Here is a 22,226-nt window from a genome sequence, read left to right on the forward strand (position 1 = left end):
TGTTTCTGCAACAACTTTCTGCAACGTCATTCATTTGTTACATTTGATATACGTCACGCACGCGCTGACACAGTGCTGACATAGTTCTGACGACACGAGGACAGTTCAATGGCGAAACCACGCACAAGACTCATGGATATTGCCCAACACGCGGGCGTATCTACCGCCACCGTTTCACGTGTCATTAACCGCACCGGCCCGGTGTCAGCAGACACGCGCCATCGTGTCCTCACTGCGATCGACAGGCTCGGATATGAACGCCCAGCCAGCGAGCGCTCAGGGGCTGCAACCCTGATTGGGATTATCACCCCAGAGCTGATTAACCCGATCTTCGCTACCTACGCCCACGCCATCCAAAGCGAGGTTGCGCGGGCAGACGCTCTACCGGTGATCTGTTCTCAAACCCCTGGCGCCACCTCAGAAGGCGATCACGTTGAAAAGCTCCTCGACCAAGGCGTCTCAGGCATCATCTTCGTTTCAGGCCGTCATGCCGACTACCGTGGCGATCTCAGCCGCTATCAGCGACTGCACGACAAAGGTATTCCCTTCGTTACAATCAACGGCGCTCGAGACGAAGTTCCTGCCCCAGACTTTTCAACCGGTGACGGCATGGGCATCGAAGCAGCGGTTCACCACCTACGCGAGCTTGGCCACTCTCGCATTGCCCTCCTTGGTGGACAGTCCCACATGGTTCCTGCGGCCCGCAAGGTCGAAGCCTTCCGGCATGTGATGGAGCAACTTTTTGGCGAGAAAGATCCCATTGTCATCGAAACCTTCTACACCTACGAAGCTGCCGCAACTGCAACCGAAACCTTGATCGACCAAGGGATTACGGCAATCGTCACAGGGTCAGACCTTCAGGCGCTTGGGGCGATTCGCACGATTAAGAACCGTGGCCTTGAGGTTCCGGGGGACATTTCTGTTGTCGGTTTTGATGATTCAATGTTGATGACTCACTTGGATCCGCCGCTCACAACCGTGCGCCAACCCGTTGCCGCTATCACAAACGCGGCCGTCCAAGCCCTTTTCGCCCAGCTTCATAATTCGACGGTGCATCGGGGGGCCTTCATCTACACCCCCGATCTGATCGTGCGAGCATCCACCGGGGCCTGCCCACGATAAGGCGCGGGAGATACCCCACTTCCGATTGACAACGGTTCTCATTAACGTGACGATGGTTCTATGACTCAGCGACGTATTCTCCCTGCTTTTCTTGCTGTAACTGCACTGGCGCTGGCCTCTTGTTCAGCCGACCCTGCACCACAAAGCGCCGTCCCCTATGACGCCGCAGGCACCGAGAAACTGACCGTCTACGCTTCCTTCTACCCCCTGCAGTACCTGGTAGAGCAGGTAGGCGGGGACTTGGTCACTGTGGATACCCTGACCCCTCCTGGCGCTGAGCCTCATGATCTTGAGCTCTCCCCCGCCAAAGTTGCCCAACTGGCACAAGCTGATGCCGTCGTGTTCCTTTCCGGCTTCCAGAGTGCCGTTGACGAGGCCATTGCCCACAATGGCCCTGAGCACATCATTGACGTTGCACCTGCCGTCCAGTTGATCGCCGGGGAACACGACCACGATCATGGACACGACCACGACAACAGCCAATCCGATCACGACCACAGTCAATCCGGTCATGATGGACACGATCACGGTCATGACCACGACAGCCACACCCACGACGACCACATGGCTTCAGGAGAACACGCCGATCATGACCATGCTGGCCACGATCATGACCACGGCGACCAGGATCCCCATTTCTGGTTGGATCCCCAGCGCATGGCCCAGGCTGCTACCGCCATTGGCCAGGCATTTGCCAAGGCTGACCCGGAAAACGCTCAAACTTACACCACCAGTGCAGCAAGTGTTGCTAAGGCCATGAATGAGCTCTCCACCGAACTCGTTGAAGGCACGAAGAGCTGCGAACACACAACCTTTGTCACTGCCCACGATGCTTTCGGATACCTGGCAGACCGTACCGGCCTCACCCAAGTGGGCATTTCTGGTCTAGATCCCGATTCTTCCCCCTCCCCCGCTCGTCTGGCAGAGGTTGCAAAGGTCGTCAAGGATCAGGGACTCACCACGATCTTCACCGAAACACTCATTGATCCGAAGGTTTCTGAAACCCTCGCCGCTGATCTTGGCATCACCACTGCTGTCCTTGACCCGCTTGAAAGCCAAGCCGATGCTTCCAAGGACTACGCCGATGTCATGCGTGACAATATTGCTGCGCTGCGCAAGGCACTGACCTGCAAGTGAGCAGGGCACTGACTGAACACGTTCAGGCCGCAGCGGGCAATCCCTCGCCCGCTGCGGCCGTCGTGCGTTGCGAGAATCTTCACGTTGCCTGGGACACACAGCTCATTTTGCATGGCATCAACACCGACGTTCCCGCTGGCCAAGCCATCGCTGTGACGGGTGCGAATGGCTCAGGCAAGTCCACACTCATGCGCACCCTCATGGGCACTGCACCGATCACAGGAGGCGCCGCCTACCTCTTTGGCGCTGATGTCAGTCAACCTCGTTCAGTGCCCTGGCACCGCGTGGGATACGTCCCTCAACGCTTCAACTCCGGTGGCGGCATCGCCTCGTCGGTGGAGGAAGTAGTACGTTCAGGATTACTCGGCCCGCGCAGGCTCTGGGCACGCCCAGGTGATCGAGGGCGCGCTCTTGAAGCGCTTGAACGCGTAGGACTCACTCACCGGGCCAAAGACCCGATGCAGATTCTTTCTGGAGGCCAGCAGCAGCGTGCCCTCATTGCTCGGGCTCTGGTGCGCAACCCTGACCTTCTTGTCATGGACGAACCACTGGCCGGAATCGACGCTCACTCTCGTGAACGCCTAGCCGAGGTAGTCGGGGAAGCCAAGACTCAGGGAACGACGATCCTTGTGGTCCTCCATGAGCTCGGAGAGCTTGGCCCTCTCTTGGACCGAGAGTTGCACCTGGCCTCGGGACATATTTCCTATGACGGCCCGGCTCACCTTGACAGTACTGAGGGGCCTCACGCGCTCACCCATCACCACCACGGCGAGGCCGAACGCAGCCATTCCTACTCGGCAGCGACCCTGAGCGACATTTTAGGGCGCAGTGACATTGCCGGAGGCATCCATGAGTGAACACTTCATGCTGCTCTTGTCCTCACCTTTGATGCAGCGCTCTCTTCTGATCGCTCTTCTTGTTGGCCTGAGTGCCCCGATCGTTGGCACCTACCTTGTCCACCGGCGGCTTGCCATGCTTGGGGATGGGATTGGACACATTGCCCTGACCGGTGTTGCTTTGGGATGGCTGGCAGGAACGGCAGCGAATGCTGCCTCCGCCGATCAATACGCCATCCCAGGAGCGCTTCTTGTTTCGCTCCTCGGTGCGGTGTCCATCGAGGTTGTCCGCTCGTCGGGCCGAACCTCTGCTGACGTTGCCCTGGCGATGCTGTTTTACGGCGGCATTGCCGGTGGTGTACTTCTTATTGGCTTGGCAGGGGGAACGTCTGCCCAGCTCACCTCGTACCTTTTTGGCTCTATTTCGACGGTAACCTGGTCTGACATCACCATCACAAGCGTGCTTGCTGTCGGTATCCTGGCCGTTGGCGTGGGACTGGCACCCGCACTGTACTCTGTGTCGAATGATGAGGAATTTGCCCGTTCGACCGGCCTCCCTGTCCGTGCACTGTCAATGCTCATTGCTGTGATGTCAGCATTGACTGTTGCCGTTTCAATGCGGGTTGTGGGCGCATTGCTCGTGTCAGCGGTCATGGTGATTCCGGTTGCTATTGCTCAACTGTGGGCGAAGTCCTTTATGTCCACCATGATGTACTCAGCCACAATTGGAGCTATGGTATGCCTCAGTGGCCTTATCATTACCTACTTCGTTGACCTGTCCCCAGGCGCGATGATCGTTATGTTAGCCATTGGCCTCTACGCCCTGTCCTTCACGGGCAGGACCCTCGTAGATCGTCAGCGTCGTATTCAGCGCCAGCGGCAGGCCGCAGCGGCCTCCGCACAATCTGGCGCCGCATGCACGGTAAAAATCCCATAAGCCCCACTAGTATTTTTCGTCATCCACGCTAAGGAGATCTCGTGCAGAGAATGACCAAACAACGCCAAGCGGTGTTTGAGGAACTCGAACGCGTCAACGATTTCCGTTCAGCGCAGCAGATTTTCGAACATCTGCACACGCAAGGCCAGCGCGTGGGCTTGGCAACTGTCTACCGAAACCTTCAATCCCTTGCCGATGCTGGCGAGGTAGATGTGCTGCGCTCCTCTGATGGAGAAGCCCTCTACCGCCTGTGCGACAACCATGGACACCACCATCACCTGGTGTGTCGAAATTGCGGCCAAGCGGTTGAGATTGCGCAGACGGACATTGAATCGTGGGTGAATGAGGTTGCCTCCGCATACGGCTATAGCGCCGTCGAACATTCTATGGAGCTTTTCGGATTGTGCGCTGATTGCACCCGTGAGGCTGAAGAACTCGGTCAGGACTTTAACGCATGAGTGGAATCCCCGAATGGGCCTCATCAGGCCCCGCCTTATACGCTTTCCTGCTTTTCGTCATTTTCTGCCGAGCTCAAGGCACCTACTGGTTGGGACGCGCTGCTGCTGCAGGCGTACTTGCCGGAGAGAACGCTGACGGCCTGCGTGGCGCCCTCGCCCGCTGGTTTGACGGGCCGGTTCCACGCCGAGGCGCACGCATGCTCGAAAAGTGGGGCATTATCATCATTCCCCTGTGTTTCCTCACGGTCGGTGTGCAAACGGCTGTCAATGCGGGCGCGGGCCTGGTACGCATGAAGTGGCGCACCTACACTCTGGCGATGATTCCCGGATGCATCGTGTGGGCGGGCCTGTACGCCTTGGGGCTACTCGCACTGTGGCTGGCTGCTATCGGCAGTATCGCGGGTAATCCCATCGCCTGGATTGCGCTGGCTGGTATGTGTGGCGTTGCAGCACTAACGATCTACTTGCGCCGACGCCGCGAACAGTCGAAATGTCCCTTGAATGTCAACGCTGAGCACTCTGCCCCCAGCGAGGACGAGGTTCTGGTTGGCTAAGACTCGCTACAACGTTTCCGCGCGTTTTAGATCTTGTCGATAGCCCCACCAAAACGACGGTCCCGCCCTGCGTAGGCCAGCAAGCAATCCCAGAGAGCTTCACGGTCGAAAGCCGGCCAAGGGGTGTCAACAAACATCATTTCTGCGTAGGCAAGCTGCCACAGCAAGTAATTCGAGATCCTTTGTTCACCCGAGGTTCGGATCATCACATCAACGTCGGGCACATCCGGTAGGTACAGATGTCGGGCGAAAGACTTTTCCGTCACCCCTCGGGGGGAAAGCTTCCCGGCGGCAGCCTCGGCAGCAATCTTTCGAGCTGCGTCGGCAATCTCAGCGCGACCGCCATAATTGACGCACATGACAAGGTCGAGGGTGGTGTTTTTCTTCGTCACTTCACCAGCCTCGCTCAGGGCACGGATGACGCTTTTCCACAGTCGCGGCTCCCGTCCTGACCAGCGCACGCGCACGCCCCACTCGTTGAGTTGGCCGGTGCGGCGAGCCAAAACGTCGGAGGCATAGTTCATGATGAAGTTAATTTCTGCGGGGGACCGCTTCCAGTTCTCCGTCGAGAAGGTATAGACCGACAGGTAGCGCACACCAGCGTCAATCGCCCCAGCGATGGTATCCATCAGCGCATACTCACCCGCGCGGTGTCCTTCGGTACGAGTGAGACCGCGTGAGTTCGCCCAGCGCCCGTTTCCATCCATAATGAGGGCAACGTGTGCGGGAACCTCGCCTGCGTGGAAGGTCGGGCAGGGTGCGTGCCACTCCCCTGGCCCCGCGACAGGCGCGGTGCGGTCCTGGGGGGCGCGATCCATGGGGGTCAGGTGCGTCATGCGAGTCGGGTCCTCTCCAAGAGTTGCAGGGAACGTAGGCGCCGCTCAAGGTGCCATTGCGTGTAGGAGGTCACGAGCTGGGCAACCTCGCCACGCGCGTAATGTTCGGCCACATCGGCTGCCGCCCAATCTCCTGAGAGGAGGTCCCCCAGGAGCTTCATAGCGTCCGGGGAGGGGGCGGCGGCTCCCGGTGGACGACAAATGTCGCACAGGGCGCCGCCCTCGGGAATCGAGAAGGCGCTGTGCGGGCCTTCAGCGCCGCAGGAGGCACAGTCGAAACACGAGGGCGCCCAGCCTGCAATGGCGAGTGCGCGCAAGAGGTAGGAGTTCAGTGTGAGCGTCGGGTCGTGCCGACGGTGTGCTAGGGCGTGTAGAGCACCCATGAGCAGCAGATATTGGGCGTGCGCACCGTCGGTGGAGTCGGCGGTGAGACGCTGGGCGCTTTCAACCATGACCGAGGCACTGGTGAAGAGCTCATAGTCGGCAGCTAGGGCCCGCCCATGGGCGGCGATCGTAGTCACCTGCGTGACAATATCGAGACTACGTCCTTTATGAAGTAAGACGTCAACAACGCCGAAAGGCTCCAGGTGGGCTCCGAAGCGGGAGGTCGTTTTGCGCACTCCCTTTGCAACGGCGCGCACCTGCCCGTGTTCTCGGGTGAGCAATGTGATGATGCGATCGGCCTCCCCCAGCTTGTGGGTTTGGAGGACGATTGCTTCGTCACGGTAGGAACGGGTCACGCCCCTAAATCTAGCGCAGGAAGCCCCCTTGAACACTCTCCAAGGGTGCTCGCTGGAGAAAAACTAGCGCAGAGCCCGATTAACTGCTGAGAGTACCGCCCTGTAGGTAGCTCGCGTGATAGACGAGGACATGCCCACGCCCCACACGACCTGGCCTTCAACGGCCGCTTCGACGTAGGCGGCTGCGTGAGCGTCACCGCCTTGACTCATTGCATGCTCGGAGTAGTCCAAGATGCGCAAGTCAACGTCCAGGCTGCGCAAGCCGTGCACGAAGGCTTCAATGGGGCCACCGCCCTCGCCGGTAATGACACATTCTTGGCCGTTATCCAACAGCGTGGCAACGAGGTAAACCCGGTCGTCTTCACCCGAGGTGATCTTTGCTTTGAGCAGTTCAAAGCGGCCCCACGGTGCCACATCACCACTGGCGTTGACGGCTGCGGTGGGCAGGTACTCTGCAGCGAAGATCGCCCACAGCGAGTCGGCGTCGATCTCTCCACCGTAGGTGTCGGTGTGGCGCTGCACTACGCGAGAGAACTCGATCTGCAGGCGGCGTGGTAGTTCCAGATTGTGGCAGGAGGACATGAGGTAAGCGATGCCGCCCTTACCCGACTGGGAGTTGACGCGCACGACGGCCTCGTAGGAGCGGCCCACGTCGTGTGGGTCGATAGGCAGGTAGGGCAGCTCCCACACGACGGCGTCTTCACTGCCAGCTTCTGCCACCTTGGCTTTACGGGCGCTGAAACCCTTTTTGATGGCGTCCTGGTGGGATCCAGAGAACGAAGTGTAGACCAGGTCGCCAACGTAGGGTGCGCGCGGCGGGGTGGGCATGGAGGTGCAGTATTCGACGACACGGCGGACCTCGTCAAGGTTGGAAAAATCGATGCCCGGATCAACGCCTTGGGTGAAGAGGTTCAGGCCCAGGGTGACCAGGTCAACGTTGCCGGTGCGTTCCCCTTGGCCAAGCAGGCAGCCTTCAACGCGGTCGGCGCCTGCGAGGATGGCCAGCTCCGCTGCGGCGACGCCTGTTCCACGGTCATTGTGGGGGTGAACAGACAGGGCAATATGCTCACGCCGCGAGAGGTTTCGGCTCATGTATTCGATCTGATCGGCATACACGTTGGGAGTGGCGCGCTCAATGGTGGCTGGCAGGTTGAGGATAATTTCGCGTCCATCTTCTGGCTGCCAAATATCCATCACGGATTCGCAGACCTCCAGGGCGAAGTCGAGTTCAGTGTCGACGAAGATTTCAGGCGAGTATTCGAAGCCAAAGATCGTGTCTTCTGGCAGTCGTTTTTCTGCCTGGGCGATGACCTCCCGTGTACCAGAGACAGCGAGGTCTACGGTTTGGGGCTTGTCATTGCGGAAGACAAGCTGGCGGAACAGTGGCGAGGTCGCGTTGTAGAGGTGGACGGTGGCGCGCGGTAGACCAACAAGGGCATCCACAGTGCGTTCAATGAGTTCGGGGCGTGATTGTGTGAGGACCGAGAGTGTGACGTCCTCGGGCACGGCGTCATCGTCAACGAGGGAACGTACGAAGTCAAAGTCGGTTTGAGAGGCGGCAGGGAAGCCGATCTCAATTTCCTTGTATCCCATGCTGACCAGCAGGTCGAACATGCGCCGTTTGCGGGCAGGATCCATCGGCTCAATGAGGGATTGGTTGCCGTCGCGCAGGTCGGTGCTCATCCAGCGAGGCGCGCGCGTGATGCGGCGGGTCGGCCATGCGCGGTCAGGGAGGTCAACGGGGTTGGTATCGAGGAAGGCGCGGTATTTGCCGACGGGCATGCCTGAGGCTGCGGGCGTGGGGATACGGGAGGTGGTCTGCATTGGAATCCTCTTCTCATACGGGCCTACGGTCTGCATGGACTGTGTGTAGGACGGTGCGGAGGGCTCGACGTCGTCTGCGTGTGCGGGGCGCAGGAAACTCCGCGACGAGGAGGTCAGCCTGGTGAAGCCTCGCCGCGGCAATGAAGCAGGTTCCGCGAATGCATAGTCTTCACCGTAGGCCAGGTCACAGTTGAGCTGCGGAGCGTTTCGTGATGTGGACAGCAGTTTTCACCCCTCGTTGACGATCACTGTCGGCCAAGCACGGTCGGTGAGGGCATCTCGCATCCTTTTCTTGAGCGAACGGTAAAAGTAGGGCAAATGATTTTCCTCACCTCAAGTGCTTGTCACTTCCCTCATTCGCTTTCGTTTTTCAGCGCTCCAGCAAGTGCACGTCGTCGGAAAACTACTGAAAATCCGCTGAATACGACAGAAGCCGACGGCGCTCAGTTGCCCCTAGTGGAAGATTCCAGTAGATAGCAGTGCGCGGCTTCTCACCAACAGATATTCGACCACTTGTTAAGACGTACCTAAAATTATTCCCATGCACCATTGGCGAGTTCTTTAAAGAACTTTCCTATTCTCGTGCATCTCCATCGCAACACAGTTAGAACTCAAGAAGTAAAAGAGGACAGACGATGCGTTCGATTCGCTCGACTCGTTACCTGTCAGTGCTTGCAGCCGTTGCCTTGACGGCGACTGCCTGCTCTGCCCCTTCCCAGTCAGGCGATGCGCCTCAGAGCACTACGCCTGACGGCGTGGCCACCGCACCTGCGCCGCAAGTAAAGGCCCCACAGGAACAGGACAAGCCCCAGTCGACACCCGCAGACAAGGCTTCCACCGCAAACTCCCCTACCGGAACCACATCCTCTGGCGCCCCCTCCGCAAGCACCGAGGGAACGGCCGGCGCCTCAACTTCTTCCCAAGGTTCTTCAGCCACTCCTTCCTCAGCCGCTCCTTCCTCGGCAGCTTCTTCCTCGGTCGCCTCTGAGGCCCCTCGCGCATCAGCGCCGGCCTCTCGTCCGTCCACACAGCCTGCTCCATCCAACGGCACTGCTCCCTCCCAGCGCCCTGCCCCCTCCAGCCCGGCAACACCCGAGACGCCAAAGAAGCCCCAGGGGCCTGCAGGGCCCAAGAAACCTGAGGGTCCCGCAGCACCTCGGGTTGAGACTCCCAAGAAGGAAGCACCCAAGAGTGAGGTGCCTGCTCCCCACGCGCCCACACCGCAGCCGCCCTCGTCCCCCGATACACCCCCTGCGCCTCCCTCTGACACGCCAAAGGGAGAGGACGCAGCAAAGGCTGCCCTGCGTCTTGAGCGTCAGGCGCTTATTGGCATCGCTCAGGAGTCCGTCGAGAAGATCACGGCTGCTAAGACCTCACTCGACTCCGCCAGCGCAGAACTTGACGATCTGAAGAAGCACGAGGCCGAGCAGCGCGCCACCATTCCGGCCAAGGAAGCCGCCATTAAGGCCGCCGGCGTGAAGAAAGCCCAGCACGCGGACCTCACGGCCCGTCAGGCTGCCTACAACAAGGCAAAGGAAGCTAGTCGCGCTGCCACACGCCGAATCACGGAGGCTGAAGACCGCATCGATGCTGCTGTAGCAAAGATTGACCAGGCCACAGCCGTTGTGGAAGAAAAGCGCCGTGCAGTGGAACAGGCAAAAGCCCTACAAGGACCCGAGCGGGATCAGCGCGTTGAAGAGGCCCAAGACGCCCTCAACGATGCAGTGGCCGCTCTTTTGCAAGCCACGGCCGCCAAGCTGGAAGCCGAAGCCGATAGCGCCGACGGCTACGAAGCTTTGAACGTCGCCTCTGAAGCCCTCGCTGCCTCGCCTGCCTTGACGGAGCAGGAAAAGGAAACCCTGGCCGCTCTTGAAGCAGAACTCCCAACGCTTGATGAGAAGGTCAACCAGCTACTGCAGGAGATCAACGCCATCACTGCCCTTGCCGCTCAGGTGGAAGAAAAGTCAGCAGTAGTTGACACCAAGAAGGCCGAACTCGCTGCCTTGGCTGAGCGTTACGCCGCCCAGGTGGCAGAAGTTGCTGAGCTTGATAAGAAGCTCAACGAAGGAAAGAACACCCTTCCCTCTGTCTCTGACCTGCTTGGTTCGGATGGGAAGAAGCCTGAAGCTCCGGCAGAGCCCAATGGCTCCGCCCCGGATGGCCAGCCCTCTGGCGAACAGGACTCTAGCGAGCAGCCTTCCGGCGAGGGAGACTCTGGCAACGCCGAGTCTGGTGACGCCCAGTCAGGCGATTCGCAGCCGGGCGACGCTCCGTCTGGTAATGCCCAGCCGGGCGCCGATGAGTCCGGCAACCCTCAGGCCGGGGATACTCAGTCTGGGAACGCTCAGCCTGGCGATACTCAGTCTGACGAGGTTCAGCCGGGCGATGCTCCGTCTGGTAATGCCCAGCCGGACACGGATGAGTCCGGCACCTCCGATTCACAGGGGCACGCTGGCGGCCAGGATTCCTCATCTGCGGACCCCAAGGATTCTGCCTCCCAGACGGCACCCGAAGGTGACGGCACGGATACTCCGCCCTCGTCTCCTGACGCATCGAACTCAGGCCCGTCAGACTCTGCTTCATCGAATGACGCTGGCACTGGTCATGATGCTGGCACTGGTCATGATGCTGGCACCGGTAATGATGCTGGAACTTCCGATGTTCCTCCCTCGACTGACAATCACGACTCTGAGGGTTCAGCGTCCGAAGGTTCTTCCAACGCTGACGCGTCAGACAGCAACGCCACAGGTGAAACCTCGGAAGAAGAAAAGGAACGCCAGCGTCAAGCTGAAGTGGAGGCGCAAAAGCAGCGTGAGGAAGCCGAGCGCATAGCTACTCTCACGCAGGAACGCGAAACTACTATCGCCGCTGTGAATGCCGCGTATGAAAAAATCACTGCCGCACGTGCAGAGTTGCCTCAACAAGAGGAAACGCTCAAGGCGCTCACCGCGCAGGTCAATGCTGCCAGCACCTCTCTGGAACAAACACGTTCAACGATCCAACGTATTCGTGAAGACATCGTGAACTTCGAGGAGAAGATCAATAGCGGTCAAGATCCTGATGGCGAATTCGCCGTTGAGCTGGAGATTGCCCGAGATGAATTGGTTCTATTTAGTCCCCAGGAAGAGTCCCTCTCTGCTCAGTTGTCCACTCTGAACGCGCAAGCTGACGAAGTGCGGAACGCTCTGCATGCCAAGACAGAGGCTCTGACCCAGCTTGAACAGGAGTTCAACGCTTCTGTCGCGAAGGTCAGGGAGCTGGACCAACAGATCGGCGGCGAGGCCTCGTCTCTTCCAACTCTGGACTGAGCGCCTGATCCGCGCCAAACTCTTGACCAGCCACGCTGATTAGCTGCACGAGAGTCTGGCATCAACTGTGCCTGTGGGGCAGGAAACTTTTCCGTTTCCTGCCCCACAGGCATTGTGTTGCCCAAGAAACAGGGCCACTTCGCACTTCTGCCCTCCGGTTGGAAGCGAATGAGGAAAGGCTCATCAATACTGTGGGGAGCGAGTTCATGCCGGTATAGTTCGACGCAGAGGTTTCTCCGCATCTACGCTGCCCAGACAGGATCTGTGCAACAGGAAAGGCCAATCAAGTGATTCACCAGGCACTTATTGACGACCTAGCGTCCCTCCACACTTCCACTCAGATGGAGGGCTGGGATTTTTCCGTCCTGCGGGGCCGCGTCCATGAGTCTCAACCAACCTGGGATTTCCGGGCCGACTGCCTTGCCGCCATGCGTTCGGGGAAAAGAATTGTCGATCTGGGGACAGGTGGAGGTGAACGCCTCATTGAACTGATCTCTACCCTTGGCCCGCAAGCTGAGGGTAATGAGATTATTGCGACGGAAGGATGGGTTCCCAACGTTCCTGTTGCCCGCGCCAACCTCGCCCCGTGGGGGATTCGGGTGGAAGAATACGATCCTGAGTCGGACCCGCGCAGCCCTTTCTCAGACGCAAGCGTCGACTGCGTCATGTCCTCCCACGAGGGGATCGACTTTGCGGATACTACCAGGATCCTGACCGAGAACGGGGTGCTGCTCACTCAGCAGGTTGATGGCTTCAACGCCCCGGAGCTACACGACTGGTTTGAGGTCGACTTCGCTTACCCCAATGTCACGCTGGACTCCTATGTCAGCCAATGCGAGGCCGCGGGCTTGACTGTCACCTGCGCGCAGGAGTGGGCAGGTTCCATGACCTTTACTGACTTGCGCGCTCTCGTTAGCTACTTAGCGCTGGTTCCCTGGGAGGTGCCCGACTTTGATGTGCATGGTCACGCTCAGCGCCTCATTGAACTCAGCCAACGCGAAGAACTAACGGTGACACAAAAGCGTTTCCGCCTCTACGCGCAGAAGTAACGATCTGAGACAATTTGCTCGCACCTGGCGGCAGAGGAAGGTCGAAAAAGCCTCGTTTTTACCACCAGGTACTGCCACAGTAACGGGCACGTCACACCATCTGTGGGATGGGGGGCATCGGCGTCAGGTCTGGAAGGTGCCGTTTCAAACTGTTGCCCCACTGATAATCCTTGGTAACACGTTGTGCCTGTCCAAGAATAATGCCAGGAGCAACCTCCAGTTGTTCCGCGAGGGCAGTGACAGCAGCAATATCCCTAGTGAGGGGTAAATATTCCCTCATGTCGTGAGGAACAAAAAACTCCGCTGCGAAACGATCAGCTTCCCTCTCACATTCATCGTTACTACCATCGAAGTAGACCGTGGTGTCCTTATGAAGAAGCACATGGGCAAGCTCATGCATGAGCGTGAACCACATCTGATCATCGGTTTTCCACAGCAAAGACAGTTGCACCAAAGGCGTGCCATTCAACCAACGGGTCACGCCGTGCACTCCAACACCGGGGACCTTTGGAGTGAGGCACACACGCACTCCTACCCGCTCGCATTCCCTGATTGCCTTCGCAATCCCCTCTTCAGGGTCTTCGAGTGTGTAGGACTTGAAACGCGGTAGAAGCCTTAAGAGTCCTTCACGGTCAAAGGAAGGGATGGGGTCCGCCTTTTCGTGCTGAAGCTCCCCCGCCCTCAACCACACAGCCAGACCCATTGGCTTCTTGTCAGCGTAGGCACTCTTCCGGAAGGCGACAGCTCGCGCTTCCCAGGTATTCTGGTGCGCACTCAGACTACTCGTCCGAAAGAATGCGGCAACCTGAGCTACGAGAGCACTTGCTTGTCGTTTTGTTGCTGTGACGAGGCCGTACTTTCGCATGTACGTGAGCGGAAAGGCATCAAGCATGCCAATCTCTTCTGCGAGTTCCTGCTCTTTACGCTTTCGGGCGAGAAGTTGCTGATAGCGAGTCTCGTACGCCATCCATATGCGCGCAGGAATACCCGTTGCCATCTCAAGATTCAGTGCCACCGTTTGGGTGAGGGCAGAGTTTCCTGCAATAAGCTCACTGATGTGCTTCTTAGTCACTCCTACCCGTCGGGCAAGCTCTGCCTGAGTCATCCCCTGGTTTTCGAGCCATTCGGCCAGGTAGTCACCGGTTGTCACAATGTAATCGGGTTCGGCAGACATTTTTCCTCCTCTCGCATCTCTCTTGCGGCGGCTAGTGGTAGTCGCGAATATCTAGGACTTCGACAACACGAAGAGCTGTCGGGTCTTTTCCGTCTCCGATAGGTTCAACAATGAGTCTGTAGTTTGCTGAGAGTCGAGCAGACCATTTTCCTGCTAGGTCGCCGCTGAGTTGCTCCCAACGGCCTGTGGTGTGGAATAGGTCAGCGAAAGACTCAACGGAATGAAGTTCGTTAATACGCAGTTTGAGAGCTTTCACAACGCGCATGTCGAACGTTTTCTTCATTAAGCGCTCAACCGTGCACTGTTGTTCCAGCTTCTTGGTTGCGTATCGAACTTCCACTCACCCTCCCCCCCAATCGTTCGAGTTACCAATATGGTAACAGTTAGTGAACCCTCTTTCCTTATGGTTCACAACACCTACGCCTCTTAACAGCTCAAGAGCCCTTCCCCCTCGATGAAGAGATCACGATTTTAAGTAAACACCGTATGAGGTAGTAGGCCATGGATCGAACTACATAGACTCGGAGCGCAAGGAGCCTTCCGTGGAGGATCATCGCGAAAACAGCACCCCCGTTACCTTGTTTGTTGACTTCCAGTTGTGTTTTTCTGGGAGTGGGCCAGTGGTTCCCGGCATGATGTCTTGCCCCTGTCTTTGAATGATCCGGGGGGTGTTGTCACCGGGGACTGTTGGCAGTTGGTGACCACTGATGAGGGGAACGACCCGAGCGTGTGAGGTCTTTCGTAACGTGGGTGTGGGGTCAGCTGCCGTGGGACTGGTTCAACAGATTTCCTGCTTGGAAGGGGGCCACCATCATGATCACAGTCGATGACATCGGTGTCTTTGTCGGCATTGATGTGGGTAAAAGTGAGCACTGGGCTCATGCGCTATCAACTACTGGGCAAGTCTTATGGAATAAAGCCTTGCCCAACAACGAAGCCAAGCTCCGCTCCCTCTACCAAGAGCTTGGCACACGCGGACACGTCCTGATCGTTGTTGACCAACCAGCAACCATCGGAGCTCTTGCTGTCGCTGTCGCTCAAGACATGGGAGTACGCGTGGCTTACCTACCAGGCCTGTCGATGCGCCGCATTGCAGACCTAACCCCGGGGAATGCCAAAACTGATCAACGCGACGCTGTTGTCATAGCCCAGGCAGCACGGTCAATGCCTCACACACTCCGCAGCATCAGTGTTGCTGACCAGGACGGAGCAACACTAACCATGCTGACCGGGTTTGACTTAGATTTAGCACGCCAAGTCAACCAAACAGCAAACCGAATCCGAGGCTTGTACACCCAGATTCACCCCGCCCTTGAAGCAGTCCTTGGCCCACGCCTAGAACATGACTGCGTCTTGGAGGCCATCGCCTCATGGCCAACCCCAGCAGCGTTAAAGAAAGCCGGAAAGAAACGGATCGCTAACACGCTCAAAGCACACGGCTCACGCCGCCACCTTGCCTGGGCTCACGACATCACGGAGGCACTCAGCCAGCAAACAGTGACCGTTACTGGCACAGACGCAGCAACCTTAGTCCTACCCCACTTGGCTCGTCAACTCCAAGCGTTTCACGCCCAACGCAAAGACGTAGCCCAACAAGTCGAAGCCCTAGTGCAGGCCCACCCTCTTTACCCAGTCCTGACCTCAATGCCCGGCATCGGCCTCGGACAGCAGCGATCTTCTTGGCAGAAACCCTCGGCAAAGAATTCGCCTCCGGAGCACACCTCGCCTCCTACGCTGGCCTCACACCAGTGACCCGAAGATCAGGCACGTCTATTCGAGGTGAACACGTTTCACGAACAGGCAATAAACGCCTCAAACGCGCCATGTTCCTCTCAGCCTTCGCCGCACTACGCACAGACCCCATCTCCCGGGCCTACTACGACAAGAAACGCGAGCAAGGAAAACGACACAACCAAGCCATCCTCACCCTCGCACACCGCCGCATCCTCACCCTGTACGCTATGCTCCGCGATGCCACCCTCTACGACCCACACCCATCAGAAAAACTCGCCACCGCCGCTTGACAAACAACATAGGGCTCCGCTTGACCTGACTGACGTTCAGGGGACGCATTCTTCTCTCATTGGCGAGGCTCCCGCCACCAACGTTGACGGCACCGCGGGAGTTCACCCTGCCTCCCCCAATTTCCAAACTGTACTTGCCGCGCAAATTGCTGCGGCTGCCCCCCAAAAAGGTAATGGCCGACGGAAAGATTGATTTCGAGGTGCTACGCGGTCTGCTTGACGATGACACGGCTGGCCCGATGGAGCGTTATGGCCTGGTGTTGCCAGGTAAGCGTGAGGCTCAGCTCTTGGCGCAGACTCCCACCACGGCAACACTTGAGCCCGATCGGGAGAATTCCCGCGACTGGGATACCACTCAGAATGTGGTGATCGAGAGCGACAACCTGGAAGTCCTCAAGGTCTTACAGCGCCACTACTTTGGCCAGATCAGATGATCTACATTGAAACTATCCGGCCACGTTGGCTACAAACGCGTGCCGAGCGGGTTTTAGCCACTTGCTTGGTTCAAGATAGGACACACCATGACACTTGATGGTTTTCTAGCAGCCTTTGCTACGAGGCTGCACAGTTTGGTCATTCTAGTAGCTTCCTCGTATGTTGCCTGTACATTCTGGGCGATTTATCAGGGTAACACGCAAGGCTACACCTTGGTTCTTAATTTCTTGGAGGAGGTGAGGCTAAACGGAATCTCTGATTACCTGGCTATGCAGATAACTAAACTCAATCCGGAAGGAACAGAGGGGACAAACTATTTCGTACAAACCCTTCTGCTAGTCTGGCTTATAGTATCGCTCCTACAGCTGATTGGAGCTTATTCTGAAGGTCCTAGCGCGGACATACTTCCTCGATCTGCAATCGCCGCAGCGTTTTTCTGGTGTCTATTAGCAGATCTCTTCTACGATCAGGCTTTTGGAGGCCTGCACACTAATATTTTACTAATAGCTATTGCAATAATTGCTTACCGAAACCGTGGTTTTAAGAGGGAGTTTTTTCTTCCACCACTCATGGCCGTGATTGCAATCTTAATCAGCCCCTTTTACGCGCTTCTTGCGCTGCCAGTTTGGCTGTCGTCTGAGAACATTGATACAAAAAATACAACATTGAATAGACAGCTTATTGCAGAGGTTCGTTACCTGCGAGAGGCAATTGAGGAGAGACTAGCGCCTCTAAACTAACGCTTTGTCAACTACATCCGATTGCTCAGTAGCACCTACCCTGTCTTCTCGTGAAAGGTGAACACTTCCAACCCATTACGCCCCATCTTTCCAAACTCTAGAAATGTACCACACAGATACGGACTGAACTCGCGTGTTTCTGCGTCTAGATGTCCGATCTCTTGTTTGTAGTAGTAGGCGGCGAGGCGCTCGTTTTTGCTTTGGATCTGCTGGAGCAGGGCTGCGTGCCGTTCGAGGAGCCCTTGGCGACATTGCCAAAGCTCGAGGAATGACGTCAATCGCCCGCGAAGCTGGAGTGGGACGCGAATCGCCATACAAGTCACTCAGTGCCGATGGCAATCCGTCATGGATGCCACTCAGCAAAGTCCTCTCCGCCCTCGGGCTCAGACTCGAAGCTCGCACAACTTCCTGATCCTCCGAACCTACCGTCCACAGTTAAGCCACAACCGCCTAGAACAGGTACGGCTGTTCGGGCTCGTCGATTGTCTCCACCGCGCTGGGAGTCAGTACAGCCTCTTCGGGGAAGGGCATGCCGGGGTTTGGCGTGAACTCGCCTGAAACCCGCAGCCATTGGCCTTCGGCGTACTTGTCACGCCATGCCGGGTCCACAACGGGTATGCCCACCGGCAAAGCGTCCACCGCGCAGCAGGCAATCTGGAAGCGCACCAGGTAGTAGCCGTGGTCGGCAATCTCTTCTGGGGCAATAATGAAGCCGTCCAACACGGGCTTTTGTCCGAGCACTTCTTCTGCAGGCGCGTTGGCCAGCAACTGCGCCCAGTCGCCCACGGTGGCCTCGTCGGGCAACTGCGCGAGCGTTGTAATGACGGCCTTCCCGGTGGAGCGCTCCCCCACTCCCCCGCCCGCGAGCGCGCGTTCAGAAGCAAGGGTGGCGCTCAGGGGCGCTGGGGGTGCGACAAGAACCATGCCGGCCACTGCCGCAATGACAAGCGCGCTGGAGGCTCCCGCAAGCCAGGTTGGGAATTGACGAGGTTCCCGCCGCCCCGCCCTCGGCGTAAGGGGAGCCTCTAGGGGAGGCGCAAGTGGAGAGTCGGGCCCGTGCGTATTTTCTTGCCCGGCGTCGTTCTGGAATGGCCCATGGTGATGTGCGTGGTCATGATGCGAGTGATCGTGTCCGTGTTCCTCGTCTTCCTCATGGATTCCTCGCCAGATCGCCCACACGGAGGCCAGGAGCGCAAGCAGGGCCATTTCGACGGTGAAGAACACGTAGCGCGGGTGGATGAAGAAGGTCAGTAGGTTTGACCATGCCAGCCACAGTGTCGCGACTGCCAGGATCATTGACAGGGCGACGCCTCGACATCGATTGATGTGCTCCCATACGGAAGGCCGCCGCAAATCGGCCCGCTTTATAGGCCGCGTGCCGGAATCTTCGACGGCATCAACTGCAGTCAGGTCAGTATTCTCAGGCAACACCGTAGTTCACCCCCACTCCGAGAATCACACAGCACAGGGTGACAACGGCAACGATTCGTGCCACCGCGCGCCCACTCAACGTGGTGCGCAGCAGGGCAATCATTTTGATGTCTACCATCGCCCCAAAAACCAGGAAGGCCGTAAGCGCGCCCGGTAGGAATACCGAGGCCAGGGCTAGGGCGAAGAAGGCGTCCACGCTGGAACAAATCGAGACGATGAAAGCCAACGCCACAATGGCCAGCACCGACAGTACAGGGTCCATGCCCACGGTGGTCAACACGTCGCGGCGCACCCCCACCTGGATGAGTCCGGCCACCATTGATCCCAGCACAAGGGCAGGCAGAAGGGTGGCGCTCTCGCGGGCAAAGATCGCCAGGGAACGGCCAATGCGGTCCCCGTCAGCGTTTTCTGGCCCTTGCGTCTGGCATGCTTGTGCGAAGCGCGGTGCCAGCAGTGCGGCCTCGCGAATCCGCCACATCACTATGAGGGCGGCGATCTGAGCGATAACGAATCCTCCGAGTACGCGACCCCACAAGATCCCATTGTTCGTCCCGAAAGCCTGGTAGGTGGTGATGATGGTGACGGGGTTGAGCAGGGGTGCTGCCAGGGTGAAAGCCACGACGTCGCCCACAGACATGCCTCGCGACAAGAACCCGCGGGCCAGTGGCACGTTCCCGCATTCGCACACGGGCAAGAAGGTTCCCACCAGGGACATCATGATGCGTCGCAGCACTCGGTTTGTGGGAATCACCCGCTCGAAGAGTGCCGAGGATACCCACACGCGGACCAGCACCGAAATCGCGATACCCACCACGACGAAGGGGAAGGATTCGAGTAGGACCGAGGATGACAGGGTGACGGCGTCTCGAAGGGCCTGCCACGGCAGAGCTCCGATTCCGCTGGTGGCGATGCGAAGCACTGCCAAGGCCAGCACGATCCCTAGCGCGGCCAGCAGGTATGTCAGTCGGGGGCGCTGGGACTGGGCAGCGAGGCCAGGTGTTGTCGTCATTGTGAGGGGAACTCCGCTCCAGCCAAAGATTGCTTCATCACGGCACGGCCAGGTAGGCGCTAGAAGCCCAGGCGCCCCAGCATCTTGGGATCAGATTGCCAGTCCTTCGCGGTGCGCACATGCAGATCCAGGTAAATGCGTCGGCCAAGAAGCTGCTCGATCTCGGCACGCGCTTTCGTCCCGATCTCTTTCAAGCGTGATCCTCCCTTACCGATAATGATGGCCTTTTGGGAGTCGCGTTCGACGTAGACATTGACGTGCACATCCAGCAGGGGCTTACCCTTTTGGCCGGGGCGAGGTTCGCGTTCAATAATCTCTTCAACCTGCACCGCCAGGGAGTGGGGCAGCTCTTCACGGACGCCTTCTAACGCTGCTTCACGGATGAACTCAGCAATGAGGGTATCGCGTGATTCATCGGTGACGTCATCAGAGGGGTAGAGCGGCGGCGAGGGCGGCAGGTGGTCGATGAGCACGTCGGTGAGCATGTCGATGCGTTCGCCTGCCATAGCCGACACGGGCACGATTGCCGCCCATTCACCGAGTTTGTCAATATCGATGAGGTGACGCATAAGGCGCTCGCGAGAGACCAGATCACACTTGGTGGCCACGGCAATAATGGTGCGGCGAACGTCACGCAGCTCGCGGGCAATAAAACGGTCGCCAGGGCCGATCTTTTGGTCGGCGGGCAGGCAAAAGACCACGCAGTCGACCTCGGCCAAGGCTTCACGCACCATGTCGTTGAGGCGCTTCCCCAGCAGAGTGCGGGGCCGGTGGTAGCCGGGCGTGTCCACGAGGACGACCTGCGCGTTGGGTCGGTGGACGATACCGCGGATATTGTGGCGGGTCGTTTCAGGGCGTCCCGAGGTGATCGCCACCTTCTGTCCGACGAGGGCGTTTGTCAGGGTAGATTTGCCGACGTTGGGGCGGCCCACAATGGATACGAAGCCCGCGCGGAAATCTTCAGGGAACTCAGGCATGACGAGGCCAGTGCCGGCGTTGGTGTCATCGTGTGCGCTGGCCTTCGCCTCAACGTATTCTGCGGCTTCGGCGCGCAGGGCGCGCAGGTCAGCCAATTCTGCCTCAGTTTGGGAGGCGAGGGCGTCCTCGTCAAAGTTTTCATCGCCAAGCTCAGCGTCCACGTCATCGCCCCGTTCAGCGTCGAGGACGAGGGCAGCCTCTACTTCCTCCTCAGAGAGGCCCTCCAATCCCTCAAGATCAAAACCCTCAAGGGCATTGGGGCCCGCCATTAATTCGTCGTCACTTGGAAAGTGCATCGCCCGTCTCCTGCTCCTGATCCGGCTCGCCTTCGGCAGCGCCCTGGTCAATTCGTGAACACACAATGGTACCGACTTGTCGGCGGCGCCCGCGCGCCTCTTCTGCCATCATATGGACGCCCAGCAGCTCCCCTTCAGCACCGGGCAGGGGCACCTGCCCGATGGCCTTTGCCAGTAGGCCACCCACAGAGTCCACGTCGTCATCTTCAAGTTCCATGCCCAGCAGGTCGCCCAGGTCATCGATGGAGAAGCGTGAGGGAACCCGCCACACGCCGTCGGCAAGTTCTTCGGGTTCAATGACATTGCGGTCGTGTTCGTCGGTTACTTCACCCACGAGTTCCTCAATGAGGTCTTCCATTGTCACCAGGCCCGAGATACCACCGTATTCGTCGACCACCAGGGCCATATGGAAGTGCTCGGCTTGCATGATGCGTAAAAGGTCGTCAGCGGCCTTCATCTCAATGGTGTATTCGGCTGGACGCATCATCTGCTCGGCTGTCAGATCCGTGTCAACACCGTAGGTTTCCAGGCGGTGTACCACGTCCTTGAAGTAGAGGATGCCGCGCACGTCGTCAGCCGATTCTCCAATGACCGGCACGCGCGAAAAGCCCGAACGTACAAAGACGCGCAGTGCCTCGCGAGCATTCATTTCTGCCTCGATCGTCACCATATCGGTGCGGGGGACCATGATTTCGCGGACTAGCGTGTGCCCCAGTTCAAAGACGGACAGGAGCATCTCGCGGTCCTCGTCCTCCAGCCCCTCGGTTTCACCCACCTGGTCGACCATCTCACGCAGGTCTTCAGCGACCTCGGCGCGGGCTTCGGCCTCGGTCTGGGCGCTCTGCGGCAGTTTCTCGCGGACGCTATCAACCGCCGGGTCAAACAGGCGTGAGATGCGTACCGCACGCATCGTCATTTGTGCCCCCCACTGCGCGACCTTCTCAGGGTTACGCCGCCCCACACGCACTGCCAGGCCGGATACGGTCAGGAATTGCAGGGTTCCGACAGTCACAATGGCAATCAGACCTACTGCCCACCACGGCAGCGGCAAACCTGCCAGGGCAATCGTCACTGAAACAGCGCCGATAACCTGCCATGCGGTGCGCACTCCGCGTAGGACCAGCAAGGTACGGCTCCGCTGGGATAGCAACTCGTGAACAAGGTCGGCGCGGCGGGCGCCCTCGTCAACCAAGTCCTGCGCGGTTGCGCGCGACAGGTAGCTCAGCGCCACCTCAATAGCCGCGACCGCGCCTGCCATCAGTAGGGCGATGGCGGCGACAATGACGAGGCCCGCGACGGGTGTGCCGGTGATGAGGGTGTCGGTCATGGCGGTGGTGG

The 22,226-nt window shown here is 58.6% G+C and carries 20 protein-coding genes and 1 pseudogene; 12 read left to right on the plus strand and 9 right to left on the minus strand.

From position 1 onward, the window contains the following. Positions 1-108: 108 nt before the first annotated feature. Genes EII11_RS02390 through EII11_RS02415 form a run of 6 tightly spaced genes read left to right on the plus strand, consistent with a single transcriptional unit; the run spans position 109 to position 5,044 of the window. Positions 109-1,122, plus strand: coding sequence for a LacI family DNA-binding transcriptional regulator (locus EII11_RS02390; protein WP_124868157.1), 1,014 nt, complete (start codon positions 109-111; stop codon positions 1,120-1,122). Between the two features lie 60 nt (positions 1,123-1,182). Further along, entirely contained in the window at positions 1,183-2,259 is a 1,077-nt protein-coding gene (locus EII11_RS02395; protein WP_124868159.1) for a metal ABC transporter substrate-binding protein, read from the plus strand. Then, positions 2,256-3,116 carry a metal ABC transporter ATP-binding protein gene (locus EII11_RS02400; protein WP_420820434.1) on the plus strand — a complete coding sequence of 287 codons (861 nt, stop codon included), beginning with the start codon at positions 2,256-2,258 and terminating at the stop codon, positions 3,114-3,116. The genes EII11_RS02395 and EII11_RS02400 overlap by 4 nt, the downstream gene beginning before the upstream one ends. Next, entirely contained in the window at positions 3,109-4,032 is a 924-nt protein-coding gene (locus tag EII11_RS02405; protein WP_124868161.1) for a metal ABC transporter permease, read from the plus strand. Before EII11_RS02400 ends, EII11_RS02405 begins: the two co-directional genes overlap by 8 nt. Positions 4,033-4,073: 41 nt before the next feature. Further along, positions 4,074-4,490, plus strand: a complete 417-nt coding sequence (locus tag EII11_RS02410; protein WP_124868163.1) for a Fur family transcriptional regulator — start codon at positions 4,074-4,076, stop codon at positions 4,488-4,490. Further along, positions 4,487-5,044, plus strand: a complete 558-nt coding sequence (locus tag EII11_RS02415) for a VTT domain-containing protein (protein WP_124868165.1) — start codon at positions 4,487-4,489, stop codon at positions 5,042-5,044. Before EII11_RS02410 ends, EII11_RS02415 begins: the two co-directional genes overlap by 4 nt. 26 nt (positions 5,045-5,070) lie before the next feature. Here EII11_RS02415 and EII11_RS02420 read toward each other — a convergent pair whose 3' ends face one another. From EII11_RS02420 to leuA, 3 genes are all read right to left on the minus strand, one after another. Continuing rightward, positions 5,071-5,880: an isoprenyl transferase gene (locus tag EII11_RS02420; protein ID WP_124868168.1), complete on the minus strand. Its 810-nt coding sequence runs from the start codon at positions 5,878-5,880 to the stop codon at positions 5,071-5,073. Further along, positions 5,877-6,620 carry a DNA repair protein RecO gene (gene recO, locus EII11_RS02425; RefSeq protein WP_124868170.1) on the minus strand — a complete coding sequence of 248 codons (744 nt, stop codon included), beginning with the start codon at positions 6,618-6,620 and terminating at the stop codon, positions 5,877-5,879. The genes EII11_RS02420 and recO overlap by 4 nt, the downstream gene beginning before the upstream one ends. A 63-nt stretch (positions 6,621-6,683) precedes the next feature. Next, complete coding sequence (leuA, locus tag EII11_RS02430; RefSeq protein WP_124868172.1) at positions 6,684-8,444, minus strand: 2-isopropylmalate synthase; 1,761 nt, start codon at positions 8,442-8,444, stop codon at positions 6,684-6,686. 635 nt (positions 8,445-9,079) lie between these two features. Here leuA and EII11_RS02435 point away from each other — a divergent pair. Together EII11_RS02435 and EII11_RS02440 are read left to right on the plus strand one after the other, a co-directional pair. After that, positions 9,080-11,752, plus strand: coding sequence for a coiled-coil domain-containing protein (locus tag EII11_RS02435; protein ID WP_124868174.1), 2,673 nt, complete (start codon positions 9,080-9,082; stop codon positions 11,750-11,752). A 287-nt stretch (positions 11,753-12,039) separates the two neighbouring features. Then, positions 12,040-12,801 (plus strand): class I SAM-dependent methyltransferase, encoded by a 762-nt coding sequence (locus EII11_RS02440; RefSeq protein WP_205649196.1) that lies wholly within the window; start codon positions 12,040-12,042, stop codon positions 12,799-12,801. Positions 12,802-12,892: 91 nt separating this feature from the next. On the opposite strand, the gene EII11_RS02445 is transcribed toward EII11_RS02440, so the two are convergent. Both EII11_RS02445 and EII11_RS02450 read right to left on the minus strand, forming a co-directional pair. Beyond that, positions 12,893-13,975, minus strand: coding sequence for an ImmA/IrrE family metallo-endopeptidase (locus EII11_RS02445; protein WP_124868176.1), 1,083 nt, complete (start codon positions 13,973-13,975; stop codon positions 12,893-12,895). A gap of 31 nt (positions 13,976-14,006) precedes the next feature. Then, positions 14,007-14,315, minus strand: coding sequence for a type II toxin-antitoxin system RelE/ParE family toxin (locus EII11_RS02450; protein WP_124868178.1), 309 nt, complete (start codon positions 14,313-14,315; stop codon positions 14,007-14,009). A gap of 473 nt (positions 14,316-14,788) precedes the next feature. On the opposite strand from EII11_RS02450, the pseudogene EII11_RS02455 reads away from it, so the two are divergent. The 4 genes and pseudogenes from EII11_RS02455 (at position 14,789) to EII11_RS10960 (ending at position 17,586) form a co-directional block, all read left to right on the plus strand. Beyond that, positions 14,789-15,999 (plus strand): annotated as a pseudogene (locus tag EII11_RS02455) (IS110 family RNA-guided transposase). A 173-nt stretch (positions 16,000-16,172) separates the two neighbouring features. Continuing rightward, complete coding sequence (locus EII11_RS02460; protein WP_124868180.1) at positions 16,173-16,433, plus strand: hypothetical protein; 261 nt, start codon at positions 16,173-16,175, stop codon at positions 16,431-16,433. 87 nt (positions 16,434-16,520) lie between these two features. Further along, the gene (locus tag EII11_RS02465; protein ID WP_124868182.1) at positions 16,521-17,174 is read left to right on the plus strand and encodes a hypothetical protein; all 654 of its coding nucleotides are present in this window, start codon (positions 16,521-16,523) and stop codon (positions 17,172-17,174) included. A gap of 133 nt (positions 17,175-17,307) precedes the next feature. After that, positions 17,308-17,586, plus strand: coding sequence for an addiction module antidote protein (locus EII11_RS10960; protein ID WP_420820435.1), 279 nt, complete (start codon positions 17,308-17,310; stop codon positions 17,584-17,586). Between the two features lie 38 nt (positions 17,587-17,624). Here EII11_RS10960 and EII11_RS02475 read toward each other — a convergent pair whose 3' ends face one another. From EII11_RS02475 to EII11_RS02490, 4 genes are all read right to left on the minus strand, one after another. Further along, complete coding sequence (locus tag EII11_RS02475) at positions 17,625-18,470, minus strand: TIGR03943 family putative permease subunit (RefSeq protein ID WP_124868186.1); 846 nt, start codon at positions 18,468-18,470, stop codon at positions 17,625-17,627. Between the two features lie 124 nt (positions 18,471-18,594). Beyond that, positions 18,595-19,614, minus strand: a complete 1,020-nt coding sequence (locus EII11_RS02480) for a permease (RefSeq protein ID WP_124868188.1) — start codon at positions 19,612-19,614, stop codon at positions 18,595-18,597. Positions 19,615-19,673: 59 nt separating this feature from the next. Next, positions 19,674-20,888 carry a GTPase Era gene (era, locus tag EII11_RS02485; protein ID WP_124868190.1) on the minus strand — a complete coding sequence of 405 codons (1,215 nt, stop codon included), beginning with the start codon at positions 20,886-20,888 and terminating at the stop codon, positions 19,674-19,676. Then, on the minus strand, positions 20,872-22,215 hold the full coding sequence (locus tag EII11_RS02490; protein WP_124868192.1) for a hemolysin family protein: 1,344 nt from the start codon (positions 22,213-22,215) through the stop codon (positions 20,872-20,874). The genes era and EII11_RS02490 overlap by 17 nt, the downstream gene beginning before the upstream one ends. Between the last annotated feature and the right edge of the window lie 11 nt (positions 22,216-22,226).

Origin of the sequence: Schaalia canis, from assembly GCF_003858455.1 — a bacterium.
GTDB lineage: Bacteria > Actinomycetota > Actinomycetes > Actinomycetales > Actinomycetaceae > Pauljensenia > Pauljensenia canis.